This is a genomic window from Acinetobacter indicus CIP 110367 (assembly GCF_000488255.1).
Lineage (GTDB): Bacteria > Pseudomonadota > Gammaproteobacteria > Pseudomonadales > Moraxellaceae > Acinetobacter > Acinetobacter indicus.
In genome coordinates this window covers 86559-109117 of the sequence record NZ_KI530756.1, presented here as the reverse complement: position 1 = coordinate 109117, position 22559 = coordinate 86559, and the positions used below count along the sequence as shown (strand labels likewise).

The window sequence follows — 22559 nt, the reverse complement described above, 5'->3', positions numbered from 1 at the left end:
TTTGCGCTTTTTTATCTGCCGGGCATCTATAAAATAACATATTCGCTTTTTAGTCGTCGGCATACGGTCTATTTGTTATTTTGAATCTTGATAGAGGGCTGTGCAGCTCTGGTGTGGGAATGGATAAACACATAATTTTTGAAGACGATCATATCCGCGTCATCTGGATGCCCGGTCATTCAGAGGCGCTGATTTTTTCTTTTGGCGATTTAATTACCCGCGCCAAAGGCCTGACCATTAATGCTGAAAAGTCATTGAGCAAACACGGCTATAATGTGGTTGGCATCATGCCAAAGGAGAAATCCTGGTTTCCCGAGCAGTCGATGCGCGCGATGCTGAATGAAATTGCCGCCACCATTGCGCCGTTTCAGCAGCGTATTGGCTATGGCGGTTCGATGGGTGGTTATGCGGCCATCAAATATTCCAACCTGCTTGATTTGCAACGTGTGGTGGCACTGGTGCCGCAATATTCGATTGATCCGGAAGATATTCTGGACACGCGCTACAATATGTTCTTCCATCCGCAGCACAATGCTGACATGCGTATTCAGCCCCAAGATGTTTCGGCTGAGCGCGAATATATCGTGATTTATGATCCGCACTATGCCGAAGACCGCGCCCAGTATTTAAAATTGCAGGCGGTACTGCCTTCGCTGCAGACCCTGCATTTACCGTTTACCGGACATGATGCGATTGCGGTGCTGGCCAGTTCCGATTTGCTCAATGATTTTCTTAGCCATCCTTTTGATCCGGCACATTTTTACCAGAAGATGCGTCAGGTCAAAAAGAACAGCAAGTTCTACTATCGCAAGCTGATTGAAAACCTGTTGCCACGGCACAAACATGCGCTGGGGCAAATCCTGAAAAATAACGAACTGCAACTGGACAGCGGCTTTTTTGATGCCAAGCTCAAGCAGAACCTGATTCGCTCGCTGCTCAGCAATAAACAGGTCGATCAGCATGACCTGCATAAACTCGGGATTCAGTTTAACCTGCCGCAGGAAAGCCGCCGCCAGCTGATGGACTGTTTTGGCCATGGGCTGGTATTTAATGTCATTAGCCAGAAGATCGAAAGCTATGCTGCCAGTGCTGTGGCCTTAAACCATAAATTCCTGATTCCGATTTATGCCAAGGGCAATGGACTGGTACAAATCTGGCTGAATGACCAGCGTTATATTGTGGCCATGAATGATCGTCAGGTCATGAAACTGTTTCAGGAACAGGATGAGCTCAGCGCCGGTATGCACCCCATCGTGATTAAAAAATACAGCGATTATTATGTGCTGAGTTATAAACAGCTGAATTTAAGTAGTGATGAATTTGGCGGCAATGAATTTGTCGATGATAGCCCGGAAAGTGCCAAATTTGTGACCCAGCCCGAAGTGGTGCTGTAAGCCAAAACTGCACTGACCCCGAAGTCCTTGTTTTATTTTATATTCAGGCTAAGATGAAGATGGATGTAGAACAACCAGTGGATAAAAGTAGGGTAGTGTTATGACCATTCGACCTCTGTCTGTTGTGGTACTGAGCCTGCTGGGTTGGGCTGTTCCGTCCGTTGCTTCGGCACAAACGGTGCATTATTCAGCCTATATGGTGTTCGGCAGTGGCCTGTTATTGGTATTGGCTTTAACCATTTATGTCATTCGGCAAATCCGCTTTTCTTTACGCAATTATCACAGCAAGCGCCCATGAACTCATGGGCGTTTTTTTGTGGGCATCCCATTTTTGAACTGACGCGCAGCGCTACAAGTGTGCTTTAATTTCTTCACGCCATGATGAGAGGATGCACCACATGAACGCCATATTTCTGGATTTTGCCTCGCTGGATCAGGATGATTTACAGCTAGAAGACTTAAACGCTGTCTTTCAGCAGCAGTTAACGCTGTATCCAACCACTTCGCCTGCAGAGCTGCTGCCACGGGTGCAATCTGCCGAGGTGATTATCAGCAATAAAGTGCTGCTCGATGCCGCGACATTACAGCAATGCCCGCAGCTTAAACTGATCCTGATTTCAGCCACCGGTACCAATAATGTCGATTTGGAACAGGCACGCCGCCAGGGTGTGGTGGTGTGTAACTGTCAGGGTTATGGCACGGCCGCAGTGGCGCAACATACCTTAATGCTGATGTTAAATCTGGCTACTTCTTTTGTGCCTTATCATCAGGCGGTGCAACAGGGCCAGTGGCAGCGTTCTAGCCAGTTCTGTCTGCTGGATTATCCAATTGTCGAGCTGGCTGGAAAAACGCTGGGCATTGTCGGTTATGGTGAGTTGGGGCAGGCAGTGGCCAAGCTAGCCGAAGCCTTCGGCATGCAGGTCAAAATTGCTGCTCTCGCCAACCGGCCACAATCTGCGTCGCGGGTGCCTTTTGCCGAGCTGTTACCGCAGGTGGATTTTTTAAGCCTGCATTGTCCACTGACCGAAGATACCCGGGATTTAATCGGGCCGGCTGAGTTTGCTGCCATGAAACATAGCGCGTTTTTAGTTAACTGTGCCCGCGGCGGTATTGTCAATGAAGCGGCGCTGGCCGAAGCCTTACAGTCCGGACAAATTGCCGGTGCGGCGATGGATGTGCTGAGTGTCGAGCCACCCAAGCAGGGCAATATCCTGTTAGACCCAGCTATTCCCAATTTAATTTTAACCCCGCATAGTGCATGGGGCAGTGTAGATGCGCGGCAGCGGATTGTGCAGCAAATGGTAGAAAACGTGATCGCGTTTCAGCAGGGCCAACCGATCCGTCAGGTCAATTAAGCAGATATCAAGCAATAAAAAATACGGACGCATTCAGGTCCGTATTTTTGGGTGGAATGAAAAGGCGAGTGATGATGAGGCTCTCGCTCACTCCCGTCTTAAAGTTCGGTCACGGCATAGCTGGTGGCCCCTGAACCGGTTTCAGCAGGTACTGATGCCGCCGGTTGAGCGGTATCTGGCTGACTCAAGCTGCCCTGTACAATTGGTACCGGCTGTTGCGGTGCGCCGCCTAAAGCTTCTTTGGTGTCCTGAATTTTCTGGTTGGCCTGTTGCGTGGTGTTGCTGGTTAAGGTTTTGGTATTTTCCCAGGCCTGATGCACCGAAGGCCGTACTTTTTGCACACCTTTTTCTGCCACTTCACCAACCCGATCTGCCGCGTTTAAAACACCTTGCTGTGCTTTATAGGCCCAGACATGCAGTAAATTCGGATTATCTGCATACGGCTGAATCGGGGCTTGGAGCTTGGTGCTGCTATTCGCTTCTGCTGGTGGAGTTTGTGCCCAGACTGCAGTGCCCATGAGCATAAGGCCAACAGCCAATACGGATTTCATTTTATGCATAATCATGACCCCTGCTAAAAGAGAATGGAAAGCCTAAGCCTAAACTGAAGGCATGAAGAAATCATGAAGATTCCTGTTACTGTGTTGAGCATCTGCTGAATTGTCTTGAAACTCAACCACAAAATTAAAAAAGCCCGCAGGGTTGCAGGCTTGGTTCTCTCATTTTGATTATTGTGCAGCGCCAACCGCGGTATGGGTTTTACTGCTGACTTTGGCTTTGGCCACAGGCGTATCGACATCAACCTGCGCATTGCTGTGCAGTTGTGCCTGTGCCGATTTCTGTTTCAGGCTGTTTTTGGTTTTTTCCGTACGATCTGCGGCATGTTCACGGGCTGCTGCGGCTTTCTCGGCTGCAGACTGTTTCAGTTCGCTTGAGCGTTCATAGGCCGCCTGTTTTAAATCTGCGGCTTTTTCTTTGCCGGCTTCGGCTTTTTCATTGCTGAACTGTTTGGTGTTTTGCCAGGTGTTCTGGGTCGTGGTTTTTACGCTATGTAATCCTTGACCGACATGCTCGCCTGCGCTGTGTAAGGTCTGCTGCGTACCTTGCACTACATTATTTAAAAGTCCACCAGCCTGTGGCGTCTGCACAGCTGCCGATGCGTTGACATTGGCCTGAAGTGCGGGCGCGGCATACAGTGAAGATGTCGCGAGTAGGGCGCTGCTCATGAATATTGTTGTGAGAGTTTTCTTCATAGGATTTTCCTTGCATGTGTGCCACAGACGCAATGCTGTGAGCGGTGCCTATCTTAAGGAGAAAAATATGCGCCGATATGCTTTATGCAAAAACATCCACAATCTTGCTACAACTGCTTAACAATTCAGGCATTTTTGTAAACTGGGGATTGGCTGCGAAGTCTTATACCAGTTGGTATAGCAGATATAATTTGAATGATGAAAAATCTATTTATTTTTCAGGTTATTTTTTCTGAAAAATGTGGAAAAGCACCATACCTTTTGCAGGCATGATGCTTGAATTTTTAGTTACATTGCGCCAAGGCATCTTTATGGAAATGATCGCGCAGAGTCAGGAAGTTTTTCTGTACCGTGGCATCATGCAGATCAAAATTATGGGCGGTGCTGGTGCCATCTTGGGCAAAGGTAGCTGAACCGGCTGAAATGAGGGTGTTGCCTTTAAATGCCCATTGTTCAATTGAGCGGCCGGCTTTGAGCTGCCCTCTAAATTCAATCACGCATTTATCAATAAACTTGGTCAGTTTGGCCGAGTTATGCGTGGTGTCTGGATAGACCTCAAGATTTTGGACTTCTTGTAATACCCCCGCTTGTAGTTGTGGAATGACTGGCGCAGAGGTACATGCACCCAGAGAAAGGCAAGTTAGACCAGATAAAATTAAAGTTTTAAGTTTCATAAGCTTCTTTCTTGTTGAGTGTTTTCAGTTTGAGTATAGGGAATATGGAAGGAAAAGCCTATAGGTATGACCTATAGAATAGTGGTACTTAAGAGAAGGAGGAGAGAATTAACTGTAAAGTGAGTAGTGGCGTGTTTGTAAGGTCAGTAATTGAGGTTTTAAATGATTTAAATCTTCATTGAGGCCTACACGTTTTGCCAGAGGGTCAACTAATCTTCTTGTATCATGAGTGCTCGGCAATGGAACGACATTCAAGGCTTGGGAGAGTGCTTTAAGTTGTTGGCGTCTAGAAACACTTGAGCATGAGTATCTGCGGAATTTTTCTAATAGAAAAAACAGTCGGCGCTTTTCTAAGGGGTTTAAACTGGAACTCACAGCAGGTAGTAGTTCTGAATATAATAATGCTTCAGCAACGGGTTTAACCTGCTCGAATGTTGCAGAATTCAATGGCTGCTTTAATAGTGCTTTTAAAGCATGCTCAAATTCCAGCTGATTCATTGTGTCAATCTCCCAGGTCTGAAAGAAGCGAAATCATATATTGAATATTAGAATCTAATTGCTCAGGTGTAACGTAATAGTCTTTAGCATTATTTGCTATTTCTTTGAACTGCTCAAGCGAAAACTTGTTTCTTGTATATAATGCTTGAATATCTTCGATGTCTCTGTCAGACAAGCGTACCAATTTAGAAACAGCCAAATCTACGCCAGATACGAGATAGACCTCTACGATACTTTTCAGCGGTTAAGGGGATAACTCGTTCCCTGTAATCAGGATCGATGGAGGCAAGGCTGGTATTAAATCCACTGTCAAATTCTAAATTTGTTTCAAGATTATTATGATCCAGATATTCAATATCATTATTTTCTAGAAATAAGAAAATATCTTCTTTTTTTTAATTGGCTGATCGATTGGATTTCAGCATCAATATCATTGCTACCTCGAGCATTGGTGTGGATGTGAAACGCACAGCCACCAAAAATAAATGCCTTAACGGCACCATGAGGAAGATATTGATGATTCATTGAAATCCAATCCTCAAGCTCTTGAAAGAGCTTGAGGATTGCAAGGGTGATAGGTGAGTCGTTATAAATACTCATCTTTAGTGTTGAAGCACCGAAATATCCGCCACTTTGGTAAATAAGGCGCGAAGCTGAGCAAGCAAGCGTAAACGGTTTGCTTTTAATTCAGCATCATCCGCCATCACCATTACACCGTCAAAGAACGCATCTACAGGCGCACGCAGTGCAGCAAGTGCAGAGAGCGCACCAGTGTAGTCTTTGGCAGCGAATAATGGCTCAACTACAGGCGTGATTTTTGCAAGTTCAGCGAACAATGCTTTTTCAGCATCTTCCACCAGATTCGCTTCAACCACTTCACCAGCTGGTGCCGCTTCTTTGGCAAGAATATTGGCAACACGCTTATTCGCAGCAGCAAGTGCAGCCGCTTCAGGCAATGCGCGGAAGTGATTGACCGCATTGACACGCTTGTCAAAATCAAGCGGTGATTTTGGTGACAAGGCTTGAACGGCTTGAATCACGTCAACAGCCACACCTTGGTCTTCATATTTGGCACGGTAACGACCTTCAAGGAATGCAACCGCATCGTTTAAAGTCTTATCGTGATCTTTGAGTACATCGCCATACGCAGCTAAAGCAAGTTTGATCAAATCTTCGATTGAAACATCAAGCTCGTTTTCAGTCACTAGACGTAAGATACCAATTGCAGAACGACGCAGGGCAAACGGGTCTTTCGAACCTGTAGGCGCTTGACCAATACCGAAAATACCGGTGAGCGTATCTAAGCGGTCTGCAAGCGCAATGGTTGTACCTGTTTTGGTTTTCGGTAAAACATCACCTGCAAATTTAGGCAAGTACTGCTCGCCAAGTGCTTCAGCCACCTCATCATTTTCGCCTTCAAGACGTGCATAGTAAGTTCCCGCGATGCCTTGAAGTTCTGGGAATTCACCCACAAGCTCAGAGGTTAAGTCACATTTTGCCAGCAGGGCAGCTTTTTCAGCGTCAGCCGCATTTGCACCTGTAATTGGCGCAAGCGCAACAGCAAGTTTGGCAATACGTTCAGATTTGTTCCAAAGCGTACCGAGTTCTGCCTGGAATACCATATTCGCCAGTTTCTCCTTACGAGACGCAAGCGGTTGTTTTTGGTCGTGCAGGAAGAAGAATTCAGCATCCGACAAACGTGGACGAACGACTTTCTCGTTACCTTCAATAATTTGTGACGGATCTTTCGACTCGATGTTTGACACCGTAATGAAGTACGGTTGCAGTTTATTATCGCTATTCACCAGGCAGAAGTACTTTTGGTTGTCCTGCATGGTCGTAATAAGCGCTTCTTGAGGAACAGCAAGGAAGCGTTCTTCAAAGCTGGCACGTAGTGCAACAGGCCATTCAACCAGTGCAGTGACTTCGTCACGAAGATCCGCAGGCACAATCGCAATGGCATTCACTTCATCAGCAAGTGCTTTTACTTGCTGGTCGATGATCGCTTGACGCTCTTCAAAAGACGCAACCACATAAGCGCTACGAAGTGCATCTAAGTATGCATCTGCATTGGCCAGCGTAATCGCTTCAGGTGCATGGAAACGGTGACCATACGTCACGTTACTAGCTTTATGATCTTGAATGGTTGCATCAACCACATCGTTGTCTTTCAGCAACACCACCCATTTTACCGGACGAACGAATTCAGTACGGCTGGCTGCAGAACGCATGCGTTTCGCAATTGGCAGGTTGTCCAAAGCATTTTGTAAAATTTGCGGTAACAGCGCATCAAGGCTTTGACCTTTGACATCTTTTAAGTAACACACTTTTTCAACTTTACCTGCTTGGAAAGTCGATACTTGATCAACCGTAATGCCTTGACCACGCATAAAGCCTTCTAAAGCTTTGGTTGGATTGCCTTCAGCATCAAACGCTGCTTGTTTTGCAGGGCCGTCAAAACGTTTTTGAGTGTCGGCTTGCGCGCCATCTACATTGACAATTTTAAGTGCCAAACGACGTGGTGCAGCATAAGCTTCAATTGAATCGAAAGCCAGACCTGCATCTTTTAAGCCTTTAACCGTTTCAGCCTGTAACGCATCACGTAATTTTTTCAGGCTTTTTGGTGGAAGTTCTTCACAGCCAAGTTCAAATAAAACAGTATGTTTAGACATTATTTGCTCTCCGCTGATTTTTCTGCTTGCGCGGCTTCCGCCTCAACCTGTGCTTTTAACTGTGCCAGAACTTCATCACGTAAATGCGGTTCTGCCATTGGGAAACCAAGCTCTGCACGTGCGGCCACGTAGCTTTGTGCAATGGCACGCGCCAATGTACGGACACGTAAAATATAACGCTGACGCTCAGTCACAGAAATCGCACCACGCGCATCAAGCAGGTTAAAGCTGTGTGATGCTTTCACCACTTGCTCATAGGCAGGAAGTGGCAGTTTCGCTTCCATCAAACGAGAGGCTTCTGCTTCGTAAAAGTCGAACAGTTCAAACAGTTTGTCGACTGGCGCATATTCGAAGTTATAGGTCGATTGTTCTACTTCGTTTTGATGGAATACATCGCCATAGGTCACCGTACCGAACTGACCTTTGGTCCAAACCAAATCGTAAACTGAGTCGACACCTTGCAGGTACATCGCCAGACGTTCTAAACCGTAAGTGATTTCACCCGTGACCGGATAACATTCAACACCACCGACTTGCTGGAAATAAGTGAATTGCGTGACTTCCATACCGTTCAGCCAAACTTCCCAACCTAAGCCCCAAGCACCGAGTGTTGGTGATTCCCAGTTATCTTCGACAAAACGGATGTCGTGAACCAAAGGATCAATCCCGATGGCTTTTAAAGAATCCAGATACAGCTGCTGGATGTTGTCCGGGTTTGGCTTTAATACCACCTGGAACTGGTAGTAGTGTTGCAAACGGTTCGGGTTTTCACCATAACGGCCATCTTTCGGACGGCGTGATGGTTGCACATAAGCCGCATTCCAGGTTTCAGGACCCAGTGCGCGAAGGAAGGTCGCAGTGTGGAATGTTCCTGCACCCATTTCCATGTCGTAAGGCTGCAACACGACGCAGCCTTGCTCCGCCCAGTAATTTTGTAAGGCAAGAATTAAGCCTTGGAAAGTATCAATATGCGATATGGCGCGACTCATGGTCATCCACTTAAAATTAGAGAAAAATTGTGCTCAATTATAAGGATTTTGGCGGGAGGTAGCAAAGGTTATCCATACAATGCTGGCGCTTTGATCAGGAAGCGAAGCCTAACCGAAAAATCGCCGTAAAAAATCAGTAGAGAAACCGGCGTTAGATTGATCCGTCTATCCACAAAAACCGGATTTTGATCTGTAGGATTCGGGGAAAACCCAGCATTGTCATTTCAGTCATTTTTCTCAAAGATTGGTTTCATCTGGTGTATACAGCGCAATCATCTGCGCTGAACGGTGTATACGCAAAAACGATGTTTTTAAAATGAAGGGCTTATCAATTTTTTCTAAAAAGAGGATGATTCAGTGTGCCTATACTGATATACATCTCAACAGAAAAATTCATAATTATAAGATATAGAATGAATACATCTTATAAGCTGCTTCATTTTATAATGGCGGCCGTCGCCAAAATCACAAAGGATTCCCGTGTTTCATCCGCAATCTGAATGGTTAGAAATCTTAAAACCCAATTTCAAATTACTGCCGCTGAAAGAACGTCTGTTGTGCGGATTGGGTGCTTTGCTGGGCTTGAGTCTATCTTCACTGATCAGCTTATGGATTCTGGGCGATATTAATGCCTGGTATATCGCGCCGATGGGTGCGTCGTCAGTATTGCTGTTTGCGGTGCCGGCCAGTCCGCTGGCACAGCCGTGGAATATGGTGATTGGCAATACTATTGCCGGCATTATTGGTGTGACTTGTGCGCTGTATATTCCGAATCTGACCGAAGCCTTTAGTGTGGCGGTGGCCTTATCTATTATTTTAATGATGTCGACCGATTCGCTGCATCCACCGAGTGGTGCTGTGGCGATTACCGCAGTATTGGGCGGTGAGGCGGTCAGTGAACTGGGCTATTTATTTATCTTTTATCCGGTGCTGTTAAATTCGCTGTTATTGCTGTTGGTGGCAATGATGTTTAACCGACTGACTGGCAAGCAATATCCACACAAGGCCCAGCTGAACCTGCGTTCGCAAGACCCGACCCCAACCCAGAAAGTCACCATTCAGCCGCAAGATATTCATCATGTGCTGGAGCATCAGACCGAGCTGCTGGACATTAGTGAATATGACTTGCAGAAAATTATTCTGGAAGCGCAATATCAGGCCAATGCGCGTATGCAGGATGAAAACGTGCAGGAATGGCGCTGTGAAGATATCATGACCCATGATGTGATTACCTTGCAGCAGGATGATGATATCCAGCTCGCGCTAGACAAGTTCAAGCAGGTCAATTTAATGAGCTTGCCGGTGGTAAATGCCGAGCAGCAACTGGTCGGCACATTGGCACTGTATGAAGTGGTGGAATGGTTTAAACATGCTACTGATGTGCGGATGTCATGGCAGCATCAGGTCAAACACATTATGAACCGCAAGGTGGTGACGGTAAAACCACATCAGAGTATTGCCGATCTGGTCCCGTATTTTGTGGAACGTTCGTTTAACTATATTCCAGTGGTGGAACAGCAGCAGCTGGTCGGGATTATTAGCCGCGCCGATATGATTGCCGCCATGAACCAGCGTCTGATCTGGCTACGCAGCAAAACTACGGAAAGTTAAAGCCAGAAAAAAGAAGCTACGGTAATAGGGGTCCACCGTAGCTTTAAACTGTGCAAGAAAAATGAAGATTAACGGTAACTGTTCTGATCTTCATGAATGGTACGTACCGGATTGCGATAGCCATTCACGTGTTCAATTTCAGCTTTCTTTTTCGGCATCACCAGCCACAGTACCAAGTACACCAGAATACCCGGGAAGGCGGCACTCATAATGGATACCAACACAAAAATAATGCGGAGTAAATTTGCATTCCAACCAAAACGTTCGGCAATACCACCCATTACACCTGCAATCATGTTTGAGCGGTTAGAGCGGTATAAACCAACATTGGCCATTGAGGTCTCCTTAAAAAATAAAATGGTGAGTCAATCAACAACTTATAAAATAAAAATGGCGACCTATTTCCGTTTTTAAAGGGTCAATGCGCTATAAATCATTAATTTATGTAAATAAAATGACACGGTATAAATATTGCGCTTTAAAATCTTGAAACAGGTCTACAAAAACTGTAGATTTGGGTGAAAATTCATATAATTTCAATAGCTTCGCTGTGTGCCCATCAACCTGATGCAAAGGCATACGGTGGCTATTTTTATTGATACCCGGGAGACACCATATTGGCTGTGCATTGTTCGAAATGGTTATGGGGAATCTGTTGCCTGTCTTTGGCCGCTTGTGACCCGACGTTTAACAGTCAAGAAGGAGAGGAGGCACAGCCGTTTACACCCGTGGCAGACCTGCAGGTGACGGAAGATGTGCCAAGTAAACGCCTGAGTGAAGTGGCTGGCCAACCGGTATTTCCATCTGCAAAAGATGCCGATAAAGCCGTGGTGCCGGAAGCGGCCTTGGCCTATGTCGGCCGGTATCAGGTAAAAATTAGCTGTGAAGATGCCTATGTCAAATGTGAGACCGGTACAGCCGATTTTATTCTGACTTTATTGCCTGATGGCACCGCACATCGTTCCATTGTCTATCTTGGCCGGGTCATGGCCGGTGCACAAATGAATTATCATCTGGATTACTGGATGTATGATGAAGCCGCACACCAGATTATTGTGCATCGCAGTAATGGGGTGGAAATTTTTTATGATATTGATGACACGCAGAATCTACGCATGGATTTAGAAAAAATTGCCACAGTATCGACGGTAAATCAGCAGTATTTTTCCCGTAATCCTTTACCGGCACATGCTTATTATCTGGAAAAGTCGGCCGATTAGCAAAAGCAGATCGAGCGTTCTTTCATCCATATCAATATTAAGGTTGTAGCGCAGATGCAATGCAGGCCAGCATATAAATGTGCAATGCAGAGTAGGGAAGCGAGGATATTTATTCTGGAAGATAAATGGTGGGTCGTCCGCGACTCGAACGCGGGACCAACGGATTAAAAGTCCGCTGCTCTACCAACTGAGCTAACGACCCTGAGGAATAAAAAATAAGCTGCTTATTTTTTAAGATGCAAGAACTGGAGTTTTTGCAGAGTTCCTAAGGAAAGATGGTGGGTCGTCCGCGACTCGAACGCGGGACCAACGGATTAAAAGTCCGCTGCTCTACCAACTGAGCTAACGACCCATATCATTTGATGGAGCGTATTGTAGCAAGATCTCGTTTGAGCGCAAGTAAAAAATAAAAAAGTTGTCTATGTTTGATTATAAATGAAACAAATTCATGCTAGGGAATCAAAAAATAGACAACTTTGGGCTTAGAAGCGGTATTGATAGGTTTGAATCTGCTCGAAAATTTCCGGGGTTAGATCAGTATAAGCCGCTGCACCGGGCAGCAACACCAGCAAACGATCCGTGGTAGCTGCCGGATTAAATGCCTGTTCTTTGAGCTTGTTTTTCTGATATTTAAAAGTGCCGGTGGTTTCAACCTGGGCCTGAATCCGTAAAAATACGGGAACCGCATAGCCGGGCAGGGCCTGTTTAAACTGGCTCACCATCTGCTGCAGGTCATGTTCATCCAGTGTAGCATCGGCATTTAAGGTAATGGCCGCCATTCCGGCCCGACCATTGGTTTCTGGAATTTCTACGCCGTAGACCACCGCTTCGGCAATTTTGTCATAATCGCAGAGTATATTTTCCACTTCGGTGGTGGAGACATTCTCGCCTTTCCAGCGGAAGGTATCACCCAGGCGGTCAACAAACTGGGCATGACGGAAGCCGATATTTCGTACCAGATCACCGGTATTAAAGTATTGATCGCCACGCTGGAAAACGCCTTTTAAAATCACCGCCTTGTTTTTTTCCGGATCAGTATAGCCATCAAACGGCGAACGGCGGGTAATTTTGCCAATCAATAAACCAACTTCACCTTTTTTGACTTTCTGGCACCAGCCGCGCGCATCCCGGACCGGTTCATTTTTTTCTTTATCGAAAGCCACAATCGCATAGGGGGTTGGAGAAAAGCCAACGGTATTGTCAAAGTTAAAGATGTTGCTAAAGCCAACATTGCCTTCACTGGAGGCATACAGCTCCAGAATTTCTTCAATCCCAAAGCGCTGTTTAAACTTGTTCCAAATGTTCGGGCGCATACCGTTCCCAATCATTTTGGTAACACGATGGTCCTGATCCAGCGCAGATGGCGGTGCATCCATCAGGTAGCGGCACAGCTCGCCGACATAACCAATGGCGGAGGCATTAAATTTCTGTACATCTTTCCAGAAGCTGGAGGTGGAATATTTACGTCGAATTGCCAGGGTTGCGCTACCGGCAATTACGCCGCACCAGCACACCACAATACCAGTGGCATGATACAGCGGCAGGGTCACATACATGACATCTTTTGGATTCAGATTTAGCACATGGCCATAGGTGCCGTAAGCCAGGGTCCAGCGGCTATGGGTGAACACCACGGCTTTCGGCAGGCCGGTGGTTCCCGAGGTATAGATATAAAACAGGCCGTCTTTGCCCTGGACCGAATGTGTGGTCGGCGGATTGAATTTCGGGAAATGGTCGATCTTTTCGGCCAGATTATTAAAGCCGTTCGGAGCTTTGCCGGCATCGCGCTGGGTTTCCTGATCGGCAAACCAGTCCAGACGATCTGCCGGCAAATCCAGCGCCTGACGAATCTCCTCTACCGCAGCACGGCATTCTTCGCCAACAATTAGCGCGACCGGTTTGACCAGATTGATGCTATGGGTCAGCACCTTGCCGACCTGTGAGGTGTTTACCAGTGCAATGGTGACGCCAATTTTGGCCAGACCGATGACAGTCGCGATCAGTTCCGGGCGGTTTTCCAGCATTACCGCAATCACATCGCCTTTGCGTGCGCCTTGTGACAGATAATAGTGGGCAATCTGGTTGGCCCATTCATTCAGGGCTTTGTAGCTAAAGCGCTGCTCTTCAAACATTAAAGCCAGACCATGCGGATTACGTTTGACCGCTTTTTCAAAGGCAATGCCCAGACCGGCAGGGGTGGATGGCGTTCGTAAATAGGCTTGACTCAGACCCTGAATAAGATTCGGGACTTTGCCGATAAACTTTGGAATTTTGGCGGCGACATCGGCCAGACCAATAAGATCATGTTGTGTTGTATGGCTCATATGAATCCTATTTATTCTCGACATCCAATCTGTAGTTCTAGCGCATGAATATTGCACTTTAAGGTTTTAATCGTTTCGTTGTAGTGTAATCAACCTAATCTGACAAATTAACAAAAAAAATCCAGCCACCGAAATGACTGGATTTTTTTATTCACCTGCAAAAAAGCAAATTATGACTCAGTTGAGGTGTTGGCTTTCTTTGGTGGACGGCCACGTGGACGACGCGGACGTGCCGGTTTTTCTTTCTCGGCCTTGTCTGCTGCGGCTTCTGGAGCTTCAGCTTCTGCATTTGCCGGTGCTTCGCTGGCATCTGCTGCATCAACTGGCAGTTCAGCCTGTACTGGTTGCGCTGCTTCAGCTTTCGCTGTTTCTTTAGCCGGTGCTTCGGCTGCAGCGCTTTCTTCAGTCGCCACTTCAGTTTCAGTCGCAGTGGTTTCAGCCGCTGGTGCTGCTTCAGTTGCTGCTGGCTCGGCAGTCGCTTCTACAGGTGCTGCTGTGCTGCTTGCAGCAGTGGCTTCTGTTGCTTCAGCTGCTTGAGCGTCCGCCGTAGTTTCTGCTGGTGCATCGTTAGCGGGTGCTTTTTCTGCTTCGTCGGCATGGGCCTGTTTGGCCTGTTCCAGCGCCTGCTCGGCAGCAAGTTTGGCTAAACGACGACGCTCACGCGGATCATTGGCCACACGTTTGACTGGCGCTGGTGGAGTCAGGTCCAGCACAGGAGCAGGTTCTGCTTCTGGCTCAGCTTTGCTGACTTCAACATCACGGGTCACAGGCTGCTTTTGGCTTTCTGCCGCAGGTGCTTGAGCGACCAGGCTGGCTGCATATTGTTCAGTGAACTTTTGCAGGGCGCGGTTAAAGGTTGGGATTAAACCAAACTGCTCAATCAGTACCGAGCAATCTTCACCATACACATGACGGATCAGGCTGCCTACCGTGTACTGCTGCAAGGCTGGAACCTGAGATGGTGACAGCTTTGGCGGCTGGTTTTGTTGCGCACGACCTTCACGTTGCTGGCGACGACGCTGACGCGGATCGTTGCTGGCGCGTTTCACCGGTTGCGATTTGTGCTCTTCAGCCACAATTGCCGCAGGTGCCACTTCTTCTTTTGGTACTGGTGCTTCTTCTACTGCTTCAGTGCTGGTCGCAACCGGAAGTTCAGCAATTGCTGCAGGTGCAGCGGCTGCGTTCTGGTTTAGCGCGACAATTTCACTTTGTGCAGCATCAACATTCACCACCAGAGCAGTTGGCATCACGTCCTGACGTGGTGCATCCACCAGGTCCACTTTCAGGCCTTGTGCTTCAGCGGCTGGTGCTGCTGTAACTGCTGCCGGTGCAGCCGTGTCATTCAGCACGCTGGCATCGCGGTGGCGATTTGGACGCTCTGGACGTTGCTGGTTACGACGGTCACGACGTGGCACAGCATCTTGCTGTTGCGCTTCGTTTTGCGTCTGTTCATTGTTGTTGTGCTGACGGCGGGAGTTGCGTTTGTTTTCACGCGCTTCCTGACGTTGCTCCTGACGTGACAGCTGCACCACTTCTTCGTGTACCTGATGCTGTGCTGGGCTGTTGTCATTCTGGCTGTTTTGCTCGCGCGGCTCTTTGTGCTTGCTGCGCTTTTTGTTGTTGTGACGTGATGATTTTTCTTCACGTTCAGCCGGTTTTTCAGCGTGATCACGCTCATGCTTGGCCACAGTTGATGGGGCAAGATAAGCATTGCTGGCTGCTGCTGGTGCAGCCGCAGGCGCCGCAGCTGCAATCTGACCGAACTGGCCACGGCTAACTGCGCCATTATTGACCATTTGCTCAATCGCTGCAGCCGCATTGTTGGCGCTACGTGACTGATCAACCGTGTTGGCCTGTTTTTGCACAAACAGGTTTTCTAACCATGCACATGGGCTAGCACTTGGTGCAGCGGTAGCAGGGGCCACTTGTGCAGGCGCAGCGGCTTGAGCTTTGGCTGGACGCTTCTGTTCCTTTTGCGGTGCTGCAGGCGCAGCTGCATGCTGAGCGTGCTGTTCTTCTTCTAAATGCCATTCAGAGGCTTCATAACCCAGTTCCTGTTCGCTTAAGCGGGTGGCTGCTGTGCGTTCATAGCTGGTTGGGGCAAAGCCTTCCGGATTGTAAGAGATTTCGTAATGTGGGGTTTCTAAATGCGGGTGCGGCAATACCGTTACACGTACATTTGAGGTTTGTTCAAGGTAAACCAGGCTGTGACGCTTTTCATTCAATAAGAATGCTGCAATTTCAACCGGTACTTCAACCTGAACTTCACCATGACGCTCACGTAGCGCAATCTCTTCCACTTTACGCATAATCGACAGTGAGAGAGAACGTAAGTCACGTACCATGCCGGTACCATGACAACGTGGGCAAACATAACCGGTCGCTTCTTCTAAAGATGGACGTAAGCGCTGACGGCTCATCTCCATTAAACCAAAGCGTGACAATTGACCAAACTGGATACGCGCGCGGTCGCTTTGCGTTGCTTCACGCAGCTTGGCTTCCACCATACGCTGGTTACGGTCTTTGGTCATGTCGATAAAGTCGATTACTACCAGACCACCGATGTCACGTAAACGTAACTGGCGTGCAATTTCTTCAGCAGCTTCCAGGTTGGTGTTTAGTGCGGTATCTTCAACGTCCTGACCACGAGTTGATTTTGCCGAGTTAATGTCGATTGACACCAATGCTTCGGTTTGGTCAATCACGATTGAACCACCTGAAGGCAGTTTGACTTCGCGTTCATAGGCGGTTTGAATCTGGCTTTCGATACCGAAATGCGCGAACAGTGGTTCATTTAGGGTATAGGTTTTTAACTTGTCGAGCTGACGTGGCATCACCGCTTTTACGAAGTTATAAGCTTCGTTATAGGCCTGTTCTGAGTCAATCAGGATTTCAGCCACATCATCACGCAGGTAGTCACGAATGGCACGCGTGACGACACCGGCTTCCTGATGCACCAGCATTGGCGATGGACCAGAACTTGAGGTGCTTTGAATTTGCGCCCACAGATCTAGCAGATGCTGTAAATCGAGTTGTAATTCTTCTTGAGAACGACCAATACCGGCAGTACGTACAATCACGCTCATACCGCGTGGCACGTTTAAAGAGGCCAGCATTTCTTTCAGTTCTTCACGCACTGAACCGGAAATCTGACGGCTGATACCACCCCCTTTCGGGTTGTTTGGCATCAGGACCAGGTAACGGCCCGCCAGTGAAATAAAGGTCGACAGGGCAGCACCTTTGTTGCCGCGCTCTTCTTTTTCTACCTGAACCAGCAGTTCGGTGCCTTCAGTAATCAGTTCGCGAATATTTGAAGTTTGACGAGGATCGGCCTTGTAGTAAGAGTTGGCAATTTCGCGCATCGACAGGAAACCTTGACGACCGGCACCATACTCAACAAATACAGCTTCTAAAGATGGCTCTACGCGAGTCACATGACCTTTATAGATATTTGATTTTTTTTGTTCACGGGTACGATTTTCTAAATCAAAATCGTAAAGACGCTGACCAGTGACAAGTGCAACGCGAATTTCTTCAGCATGTGTTGCATTAATCAACATACGTTTCATGGGTGTAACACCTTATAGTGATACACAGCAAAACATCGCTCTATACGTAGCGAGCATCAAACATCACGGATCATGGTTCAGATCTCAAATACAGCGGTCTGAACGTTTCTCTACCGGCCTGATAATCGGGTTTCGGTGGATGATTCACGTATTGATGATGTCAATACGGCTTCAATCTTTAAACGATTAAAGTCACCTGGTCGTTTCACTGGCGGACGAGCGGTACATTGGATGTGAGTAACTTTCACTGTCACATTGCTCAAAGATCATCCCTTCTTTTAGTCGAGTGTCTTGATACGGAATTATCGTCGTATCTTTACAATTTGTGCAGATCCAATGTATCAACGCTGTAGCCTGAATGCGACATCAGGGAACGACTAGTCTGATGTGTATCAGTTTACGTTTAAAAACCAACTTGAGGTTGGCGACATATTTTTTCAGGCAAACTGATTTATGTACCTTAAGTACAATTAAACGCAACAGTTTGCAGTTTTGCCGATATAATAAGCCTTCGGCGTCGGCATAATTCTTTTGGGACCTTTACGTGTTTAGTGGAGTGTTTGATTGAATAATCAACTTCAGTAAAAACCGAAATGACCCAACTTTTACCCACTTACGATGGTTTCCGTGCGCTGACTATATCAAACCTTGCATCATCTGCCTATGGGCTAAGCTTATGTTTCTTGTGTAAAGCATAGCCTAAGTGATCAGTTTTTAATCAATTTTAGTATTTTTTTAGGTCGTCGTAACTGTATGAATTCTACCCAACAATGGCAAAGTGTCACTTGGTTTGAAGTCGATGAGCATCAAGCGGGGCAACGGATTGACAACTTTTTGTTTAGCCGTTTAAAAGGCGTGCCCAAAAGCCGGATTTACCGTCTGATTCGTGAAGGTCAGGTGCGGGTCAATAAAAAACGGGTCAAAGCCGAAACCAAGCTGAATATTGGCGATCAGATCCGGGTTGCTCCAATCCGTTTTGAACAGAAAGATGATACCCCGGCGCCGGTGTCGGACAAAGTTGCTCAAGGCTTGCTGAACCGGGTCATCTATGAAGATGAAGGGCTGATGGTGGTGAACAAGCCATCGGGCATTGCCGTGCATGGGGGCAGTGGTGTGGCCTATGGCCTGATTGAAGGCTTGCGCGCCGCCACCGGGAAAAAATATCTGGAGCTGATTCACCGCATTGACCGCGATACTTCGGGTCTGGTGATGATTTCGAAAAAACGCAGCGTATTAAAAACCTTGCAGGACATGCTGCGCGAACACAAAATCCGTAAAACCTATGCTGCGGTGGTGAAAGGACAGGTGACGCTGGACAAACAGCTGATTGATGCACCTTTACATCGTTATGAGCTGGCCAATGGCGAACGTCGCGTGCGTGTGTCTAAAGAAGGTAAAGAATCGAAAACCCAGTGGAATGTGCAAGAGCGCTTTATGCATGCCACACTGGTCTATGCATCGCCGCTGTCTGGACGTACCCATCAGATTCGTGTGCATGGTCTGAGTATTGGCCATCCGCTGGTGGGCGATGAAAAATACGGTCATGAAACCGAATATCGCGGGCCTAAACCACGCCGTTTATGCTTGCACGCCATGCGTCTGGAGATTCCGGGTTATCCAACCATTGAAGCACCATTGCCTGAAGATATGCAGAGTCTGGTGGCGCAGTTAAGAGCGCAGAAGGCGGATAAGGTGGTAACGCTTGCAGAAGATGATGAGTAATCTTTGGCTTTTTAATTCTCGTTCGTCTTGCTTTATTTAAGTGGGAAATTTCCCTCTTTATTAAAATTAAAGATGAGGAACATTGTTCCGAAAGGGGGAGATTAAATTTCGGAAAAATCCTCTCCCTAACCCTCTCCTTTAAGAAAGGAGAGGGAGCGTTGCGATAGTAAATGATATCTGCATCCGAAATGTGTGAAAGGTGACATGGATGTCGCCGTTGGGTAATTAATATCTGTTGTGATCTTGCAATAAAAGTTATTTTCTAATGAAGCTCTCCCTCTTTTTTAAAGGAGGGTCGGGGTGGATTTAAACTGAATCAAATCGAGGAAACCATATATGAACACAGCTGTAGAACTCATCATTTTCGACTGGGATGGCACCTTGTTTGATTCAGTCGGTCAAATTGTGGCGAGTTTACAGTTCGCTGCACAGCAGTTTCAGCAACCCTTAACCGATGAAGCAGCCAAAAGCATTATCGGTTTGGGCCTGCCTGAAGTGGCGCAGCGTTTGTTCCCGATGGTGCCGGAATTGCATGGCGAGATTTTACAGTGCTATTCCGAGCACTATGTAGCCAACTCCAAAACCGATGTCTGGTTTGATGGTGTGGCGGCGATGCTGGATGATTTACAGAATGCCGGGGTAAAACTCGCGGTGGCTACCGGTAAAAGTCGTAAAGGCCTAGATCGTGTATTGCAGCAGACTCAAAGTATGAATCTGTTTGCTGCGACCCGTGCCGCCAGTGAAACCCGCTCTAAACCGCATCCCTTAATGTTAGAAGAAATTCTGGCAGAAACCGGGGTGCGCCCTGAGCAGGCAATTATGGTCGGCGATACCTCTTATGATCTGGAAATGGCGCAGGCTATTGCCATGCCGCGTGTGGGTGTCAGCTATGGGGTACATACGGTCGAAGTGTTACAGCTGTTTCAACCGCTAAAAATTGCCGGGGATGTCAGCAGCCTGCATCAGTTCCTGTTACAGCAGGTACAAATGAAACAGGCCATCTAGGTGGGAGAGCATCTTTTCAGAAGAAGTGAACCTCTTGCCGCTTCTTCTTTTATTCAAGAGTTTATTTTCTTCCTTCTTATATTGATCTCTGCCTGGGCATGTTGCGTGATTGCAAAGTTTCGTCTTTCTTTTTCTGTTCTAGAGGCTGTATAAACACTGTGCAGCCTTATTGCCTCTAAAAGCTGCTGATAAAATCGTCTAATACCGAAGCCTTAAGCGCTGAAACTTCTCATCCAGATTTTCTTAAAAAGTGGATAGAAATACTCGGAAATCTATAGCTATCAGGGGCTTCGTGTCGGTTGAGTTGTGGCTGTGTTATAGGTTCTAGCTATTGTAAAAAATAAAATAAGTATTGGCATAAAAAGTCCATTTTTCCGATTCTAAATCAGTTTATATCTATGCGCGTTTGCTAGAGATCGGCAGCAACAGCCTGTTGCCGCTCTGATCAGTCCCCCCTATATCGGCCGATGTTCAGCTGCATGCCGGAAAATCTAGTCAACAGCATAAGCCCAATTTTTGCAGTTTAAGGAAACATTGATGTCGAATTCTGCTGTTGTTGCATCAGTTGCTCAAGCGTTAAGAGATGCTGAATTATCACAAACTGCGATTGCACCGATTCGCCCACAATTAGGCGGTGAATCTGCTGATGTAGATATCGCGTACGCAGTTCAAGAAGTAAATACCGAACACGCGTTGAAAGAAGGCCGCCGTTTAGTAGGTCGCAAAATTGGTTTGACCTCGAAGGTAGTTCAGGCACAACTGGGTGTTGATCAGCCAGATTTCGGTATGTTGTTTGCAGATATGGCCTATGGTGATGGTGAAGCCATTCCTGCAGGTTTGCTGATTCAACCGAAAGTTGAAGCAGAAATTGCACTGGTCATTAAAGAAGATTTGACCAAAGAAAAACACACCTATGCTGACATTATCAGTGCAACTGACTACGCACTGCCAGCAGTAGAAGTGGTGGATAGCCGTATTGAAAACTGGAAAATCAGCCTGATTGACACTGTGGCAGACAACGCATCTTCAGCGGCGTTTGTACTGGGTTCTCAACCGGTAAAACTGGAAAACCTGGATCTTGTGAATTGCAAGATGGTCATGACCCGCGGTGAAGAAGTGGTTTCTCAAGGTGTGGGTAAAGCCTGTTTAGCCAACCCATTGAATGCTGCAGTCTGGCTGGCAGATGAAATGGTACGTCGTGGGCGTCCATTGTTAAAAGGCGACATCATCTTAACAGGTGCGTTAGGGCCAATGGTTGTGGCGCAACCAGGCGATGAATTCAAAGTTGAAATTGAAGGCTTTGGTTCAGTTACAGCGGCATTCGCTGCTGAATAAGCCCCAACCTGATCAGAATTTTAAGAGAGTACATTCATGAAAAAGATTAAATGTGCAATGATCGGTCCAGGTAACATCGGTACTGATTTGCTTTACAAATTACAACGCAGCGAATGGTTAGAGCCAGTATGGATGGTGGGTATTGATCCTACATCTGAAGGTCTGGCGCGTGCAGCGAAAATGGGTTTAAAAACCACGGCTGAAGGTGTAGATGGTCTTCTTCCTCACGTAATCGAAGATGACATCAAAATTGCATTCGATGCAACGTCTGCATACGTACACGCAGAAAACAGCCGCAAGCTCAATGAACTTGGCGTGTTAATGATTGACTTAACACCGGCTGCAATTGGTCCATTCTGCGTACCACCTGTCAACCTGGAAGCATTGCTTGCGGCTGGTGAAGTGCCAAACGTCAACATGGTAACGTGTGGCGGTCAGGCAACCATTCCAATGGTTGCTGCGGTTTCTCGCGTTCAACCGGTTGAATATGGCGAAATCATTGCAACGGTATCGACGAAATCAGTTGGTCCAGGTACGCGTAAAAACATTGATGAATTTACCCGTACTACTGCAGGTGCAATTGAGAAAGTTGGTGGTGCGAAACAAGGTAAAGCGATCATCATCATTAACCCAGCTGAGCCACCACTGATGATGCGTGACACAGTACATTGTTTAGTTGAAGGTGAGCCAGATCAAGCTGCGATCACTGAATCTGTACATGCGATGATTAAAGAAGTGCAAAAATATGTACCAGGTTACAAACTGGTAAACGGTCCTATTTTTGACGGTAACCGTGTTTCGATCTTCTTAGAAGTCGAAGGTTTAGGTGACTTCTTGCCGAAATATGCAGGTAACCTGGATATTATGACAGCGGCTGCTGCACGTACTGCAGAAATGTTTGCTGAACACGTTTTCAACACTGCTGAAGCTTAAGGAGC

The 22559-nt window shown here is 47.0% G+C and carries 20 protein-coding genes and 2 tRNA genes; 9 read left to right on the top strand and 13 right to left on the bottom strand.

The genetic code is table 11. The features are described from left to right. The first annotated feature begins 119 nt into the window (after positions 1-119). The 3 genes from P253_RS11810 to P253_RS11800 all read left to right on the top strand — a co-directional run bounded on the left by P253_RS11810 (position 120) and on the right by P253_RS11800 (position 2749). Positions 120-1394 carry a hypothetical protein gene (locus P253_RS11810; protein ID WP_016659613.1) on the top strand — a complete coding sequence of 425 codons (1275 nt, stop codon included), beginning with the start codon at positions 120-122 and terminating at the stop codon, positions 1392-1394. Between the two features lie 100 nt (positions 1395-1494). After that, complete coding sequence (locus P253_RS11805) at positions 1495-1692, top strand: hypothetical protein (protein WP_005181929.1); 198 nt, start codon at positions 1495-1497, stop codon at positions 1690-1692. A gap of 100 nt (positions 1693-1792) precedes the next feature. Beyond that, positions 1793-2749, top strand: a complete 957-nt coding sequence (locus tag P253_RS11800; RefSeq protein WP_016659612.1) for a 2-hydroxyacid dehydrogenase — start codon at positions 1793-1795, stop codon at positions 2747-2749. Positions 2750-2847: 98 nt separating this feature from the next. Here the strand turns inward: P253_RS11800 and P253_RS11795 are convergent, their stop codons facing one another. From P253_RS11795 to glyQ, 8 genes are all read right to left on the bottom strand, one after another. After that, positions 2848-3273 (bottom strand): hypothetical protein, encoded by a 426-nt coding sequence (locus P253_RS11795; RefSeq protein WP_104470692.1) that lies wholly within the window; start codon positions 3271-3273, stop codon positions 2848-2850. A 204-nt stretch (positions 3274-3477) separates the two neighbouring features. Beyond that, positions 3478-4002 (bottom strand): hypothetical protein, encoded by a 525-nt coding sequence (locus P253_RS11790; RefSeq protein WP_016659610.1) that lies wholly within the window; start codon positions 4000-4002, stop codon positions 3478-3480. Between the two features lie 284 nt (positions 4003-4286). Then, positions 4287-4676 carry a hypothetical protein gene (locus tag P253_RS11785; RefSeq protein WP_005181941.1) on the bottom strand — a complete coding sequence of 130 codons (390 nt, stop codon included), beginning with the start codon at positions 4674-4676 and terminating at the stop codon, positions 4287-4289. 108 nt (positions 4677-4784) lie between these two features. Continuing rightward, the gene (locus tag P253_RS15545) at positions 4785-5174 is read right to left on the bottom strand and encodes a hypothetical protein (protein WP_005181943.1); all 390 of its coding nucleotides are present in this window, start codon (positions 5172-5174) and stop codon (positions 4785-4787) included. Positions 5175-5178: 4 nt separating this feature from the next. Beyond that, entirely contained in the window at positions 5179-5373 is a 195-nt protein-coding gene (locus tag P253_RS16010) for a DUF6036 family nucleotidyltransferase (protein ID WP_255209523.1), read from the bottom strand. A gap of 161 nt (positions 5374-5534) precedes the next feature. Beyond that, the gene (locus P253_RS16005) at positions 5535-5774 is read right to left on the bottom strand and encodes a hypothetical protein (RefSeq protein WP_228128878.1); all 240 of its coding nucleotides are present in this window, start codon (positions 5772-5774) and stop codon (positions 5535-5537) included. 2 nt (positions 5775-5776) lie between these two features. Beyond that, positions 5777-7846: a glycine--tRNA ligase subunit beta gene (gene glyS, locus P253_RS11775; RefSeq protein WP_016659609.1), complete on the bottom strand. Its 2070-nt coding sequence runs from the start codon at positions 7844-7846 to the stop codon at positions 5777-5779. After that, a complete protein-coding gene (gene glyQ / locus P253_RS11770; RefSeq protein ID WP_005181950.1) occupies positions 7846-8835 on the bottom strand; it encodes a glycine--tRNA ligase subunit alpha in 990 nt (329 codons plus the stop codon). Before glyQ ends, glyS begins: the two co-directional genes overlap by 1 nt. Positions 8836-9315: 480 nt before the next feature. Between glyQ and P253_RS11765 the strand changes: the two genes are divergently transcribed. Then, on the top strand, positions 9316-10446 hold the full coding sequence (locus P253_RS11765; RefSeq protein WP_005181952.1) for an HPP family protein: 1131 nt from the start codon (positions 9316-9318) through the stop codon (positions 10444-10446). A gap of 68 nt (positions 10447-10514) precedes the next feature. Here the strand turns inward: P253_RS11765 and P253_RS11760 are convergent, their stop codons facing one another. After that, the gene (locus P253_RS11760; protein ID WP_005181954.1) at positions 10515-10781 is read right to left on the bottom strand and encodes a PspC domain-containing protein; all 267 of its coding nucleotides are present in this window, start codon (positions 10779-10781) and stop codon (positions 10515-10517) included. Between the two features lie 288 nt (positions 10782-11069). On the opposite strand from P253_RS11760, the gene P253_RS11755 reads away from it, so the two are divergent. Next, positions 11070-11666: a hypothetical protein gene (locus P253_RS11755; protein ID WP_228127902.1), complete on the top strand. Its 597-nt coding sequence runs from the start codon at positions 11070-11072 to the stop codon at positions 11664-11666. A gap of 126 nt (positions 11667-11792) precedes the next feature. Here the strand turns inward: P253_RS11755 and P253_RS11750 are convergent. The 4 genes from P253_RS11750 to P253_RS11735 form a co-directional block, all read right to left on the bottom strand. After that, a tRNA-Lys gene (locus tag P253_RS11750) sits at positions 11793-11868 on the bottom strand. A gap of 74 nt (positions 11869-11942) precedes the next feature. Then, a tRNA-Lys gene (locus P253_RS11745) sits at positions 11943-12018 on the bottom strand. A gap of 130 nt (positions 12019-12148) precedes the next feature. After that, entirely contained in the window at positions 12149-13990 is a 1842-nt protein-coding gene (locus tag P253_RS11740; RefSeq protein ID WP_016659608.1) for a long-chain-acyl-CoA synthetase, read from the bottom strand. A 170-nt stretch (positions 13991-14160) separates the two neighbouring features. Continuing rightward, positions 14161-17559, bottom strand: coding sequence for an Rne/Rng family ribonuclease (locus P253_RS11735; RefSeq protein ID WP_016659607.1), 3399 nt, complete (start codon positions 17557-17559; stop codon positions 14161-14163). A 753-nt stretch (positions 17560-18312) separates the two neighbouring features. Between P253_RS11735 and P253_RS11730 the strand changes: the two genes are divergently transcribed. The 4 genes from P253_RS11730 to P253_RS11715 all read left to right on the top strand — a co-directional run bounded on the left by P253_RS11730 (position 18313) and on the right by P253_RS11715 (position 22554). Continuing rightward, the gene (locus tag P253_RS11730) at positions 18313-19281 is read left to right on the top strand and encodes an RluA family pseudouridine synthase (RefSeq protein ID WP_016659606.1); all 969 of its coding nucleotides are present in this window, start codon (positions 18313-18315) and stop codon (positions 19279-19281) included. A 336-nt stretch (positions 19282-19617) separates the two neighbouring features. Further along, positions 19618-20286 carry an HAD-IA family hydrolase gene (locus P253_RS11725; protein ID WP_016659605.1) on the top strand — a complete coding sequence of 223 codons (669 nt, stop codon included), beginning with the start codon at positions 19618-19620 and terminating at the stop codon, positions 20284-20286. A gap of 537 nt (positions 20287-20823) precedes the next feature. Continuing rightward, positions 20824-21621, top strand: a complete 798-nt coding sequence (locus P253_RS11720; protein ID WP_016659604.1) for a 2-keto-4-pentenoate hydratase — start codon at positions 20824-20826, stop codon at positions 21619-21621. A gap of 36 nt (positions 21622-21657) precedes the next feature. Beyond that, the gene (locus tag P253_RS11715) at positions 21658-22554 is read left to right on the top strand and encodes an acetaldehyde dehydrogenase (acetylating) (protein WP_005181969.1); all 897 of its coding nucleotides are present in this window, start codon (positions 21658-21660) and stop codon (positions 22552-22554) included. Positions 22555-22559 lie beyond the last annotated feature (5 nt).

Coding starts and splice junctions, on each gene's coding strand:
- P253_RS11810 (WP_016659613.1), top strand. CDS start 120: ATGGATAAACACATAATTTTTGAAGACGATCATATCCGCGTCATCTGG.
- P253_RS11805 (WP_005181929.1), top strand. CDS start 1,495: ATGACCATTCGACCTCTGTCTGTTGTGGTACTGAGCCTGCTGGGTTGG.
- P253_RS11800 (WP_016659612.1), top strand. CDS start 1,793: ATGAACGCCATATTTCTGGATTTTGCCTCGCTGGATCAGGATGATTTA.
- P253_RS11795 (WP_104470692.1), bottom strand. CDS start 3,273: ATGCTCATGGGCACTGCAGTCTGGGCACAAACTCCACCAGCAGAAGCG.
- P253_RS11790 (WP_016659610.1), bottom strand. CDS start 4,002: ATGAAGAAAACTCTCACAACAATATTCATGAGCAGCGCCCTACTCGCG.
- P253_RS11785 (WP_005181941.1), bottom strand. CDS start 4,676: ATGAAACTTAAAACTTTAATTTTATCTGGTCTAACTTGCCTTTCTCTG.
- P253_RS15545 (WP_005181943.1), bottom strand. CDS start 5,174: ATGAATCAGCTGGAATTTGAGCATGCTTTAAAAGCACTATTAAAGCAG.
- P253_RS16005 (WP_228128878.1), bottom strand. CDS start 5,774: ATGAGTATTTATAACGACTCACCTATCACCCTTGCAATCCTCAAGCTC.
- glyS (WP_016659609.1), bottom strand. CDS start 7,846: ATGTCTAAACATACTGTTTTATTTGAACTTGGCTGTGAAGAACTTCCA.
- glyQ (WP_005181950.1), bottom strand. CDS start 8,835: ATGAGTCGCGCCATATCGCATATTGATACTTTCCAAGGCTTAATTCTT.
- P253_RS11760 (WP_005181954.1), bottom strand. CDS start 10,781: ATGGCCAATGTTGGTTTATACCGCTCTAACCGCTCAAACATGATTGCA.
- P253_RS11740 (WP_016659608.1), bottom strand. CDS start 13,990: ATGAGCCATACAACACAACATGATCTTATTGGTCTGGCCGATGTCGCC.
- P253_RS11735 (WP_016659607.1), bottom strand. CDS start 17,559: ATGAAACGTATGTTGATTAATGCAACACATGCTGAAGAAATTCGCGTT.
- P253_RS11730 (WP_016659606.1), top strand. CDS start 18,313: ATGAATTCTACCCAACAATGGCAAAGTGTCACTTGGTTTGAAGTCGAT.
- P253_RS11725 (WP_016659605.1), top strand. CDS start 19,618: ATGAACACAGCTGTAGAACTCATCATTTTCGACTGGGATGGCACCTTG.
- P253_RS11720 (WP_016659604.1), top strand. CDS start 20,824: ATGTCGAATTCTGCTGTTGTTGCATCAGTTGCTCAAGCGTTAAGAGAT.
- P253_RS11715 (WP_005181969.1), top strand. CDS start 21,658: ATGAAAAAGATTAAATGTGCAATGATCGGTCCAGGTAACATCGGTACT.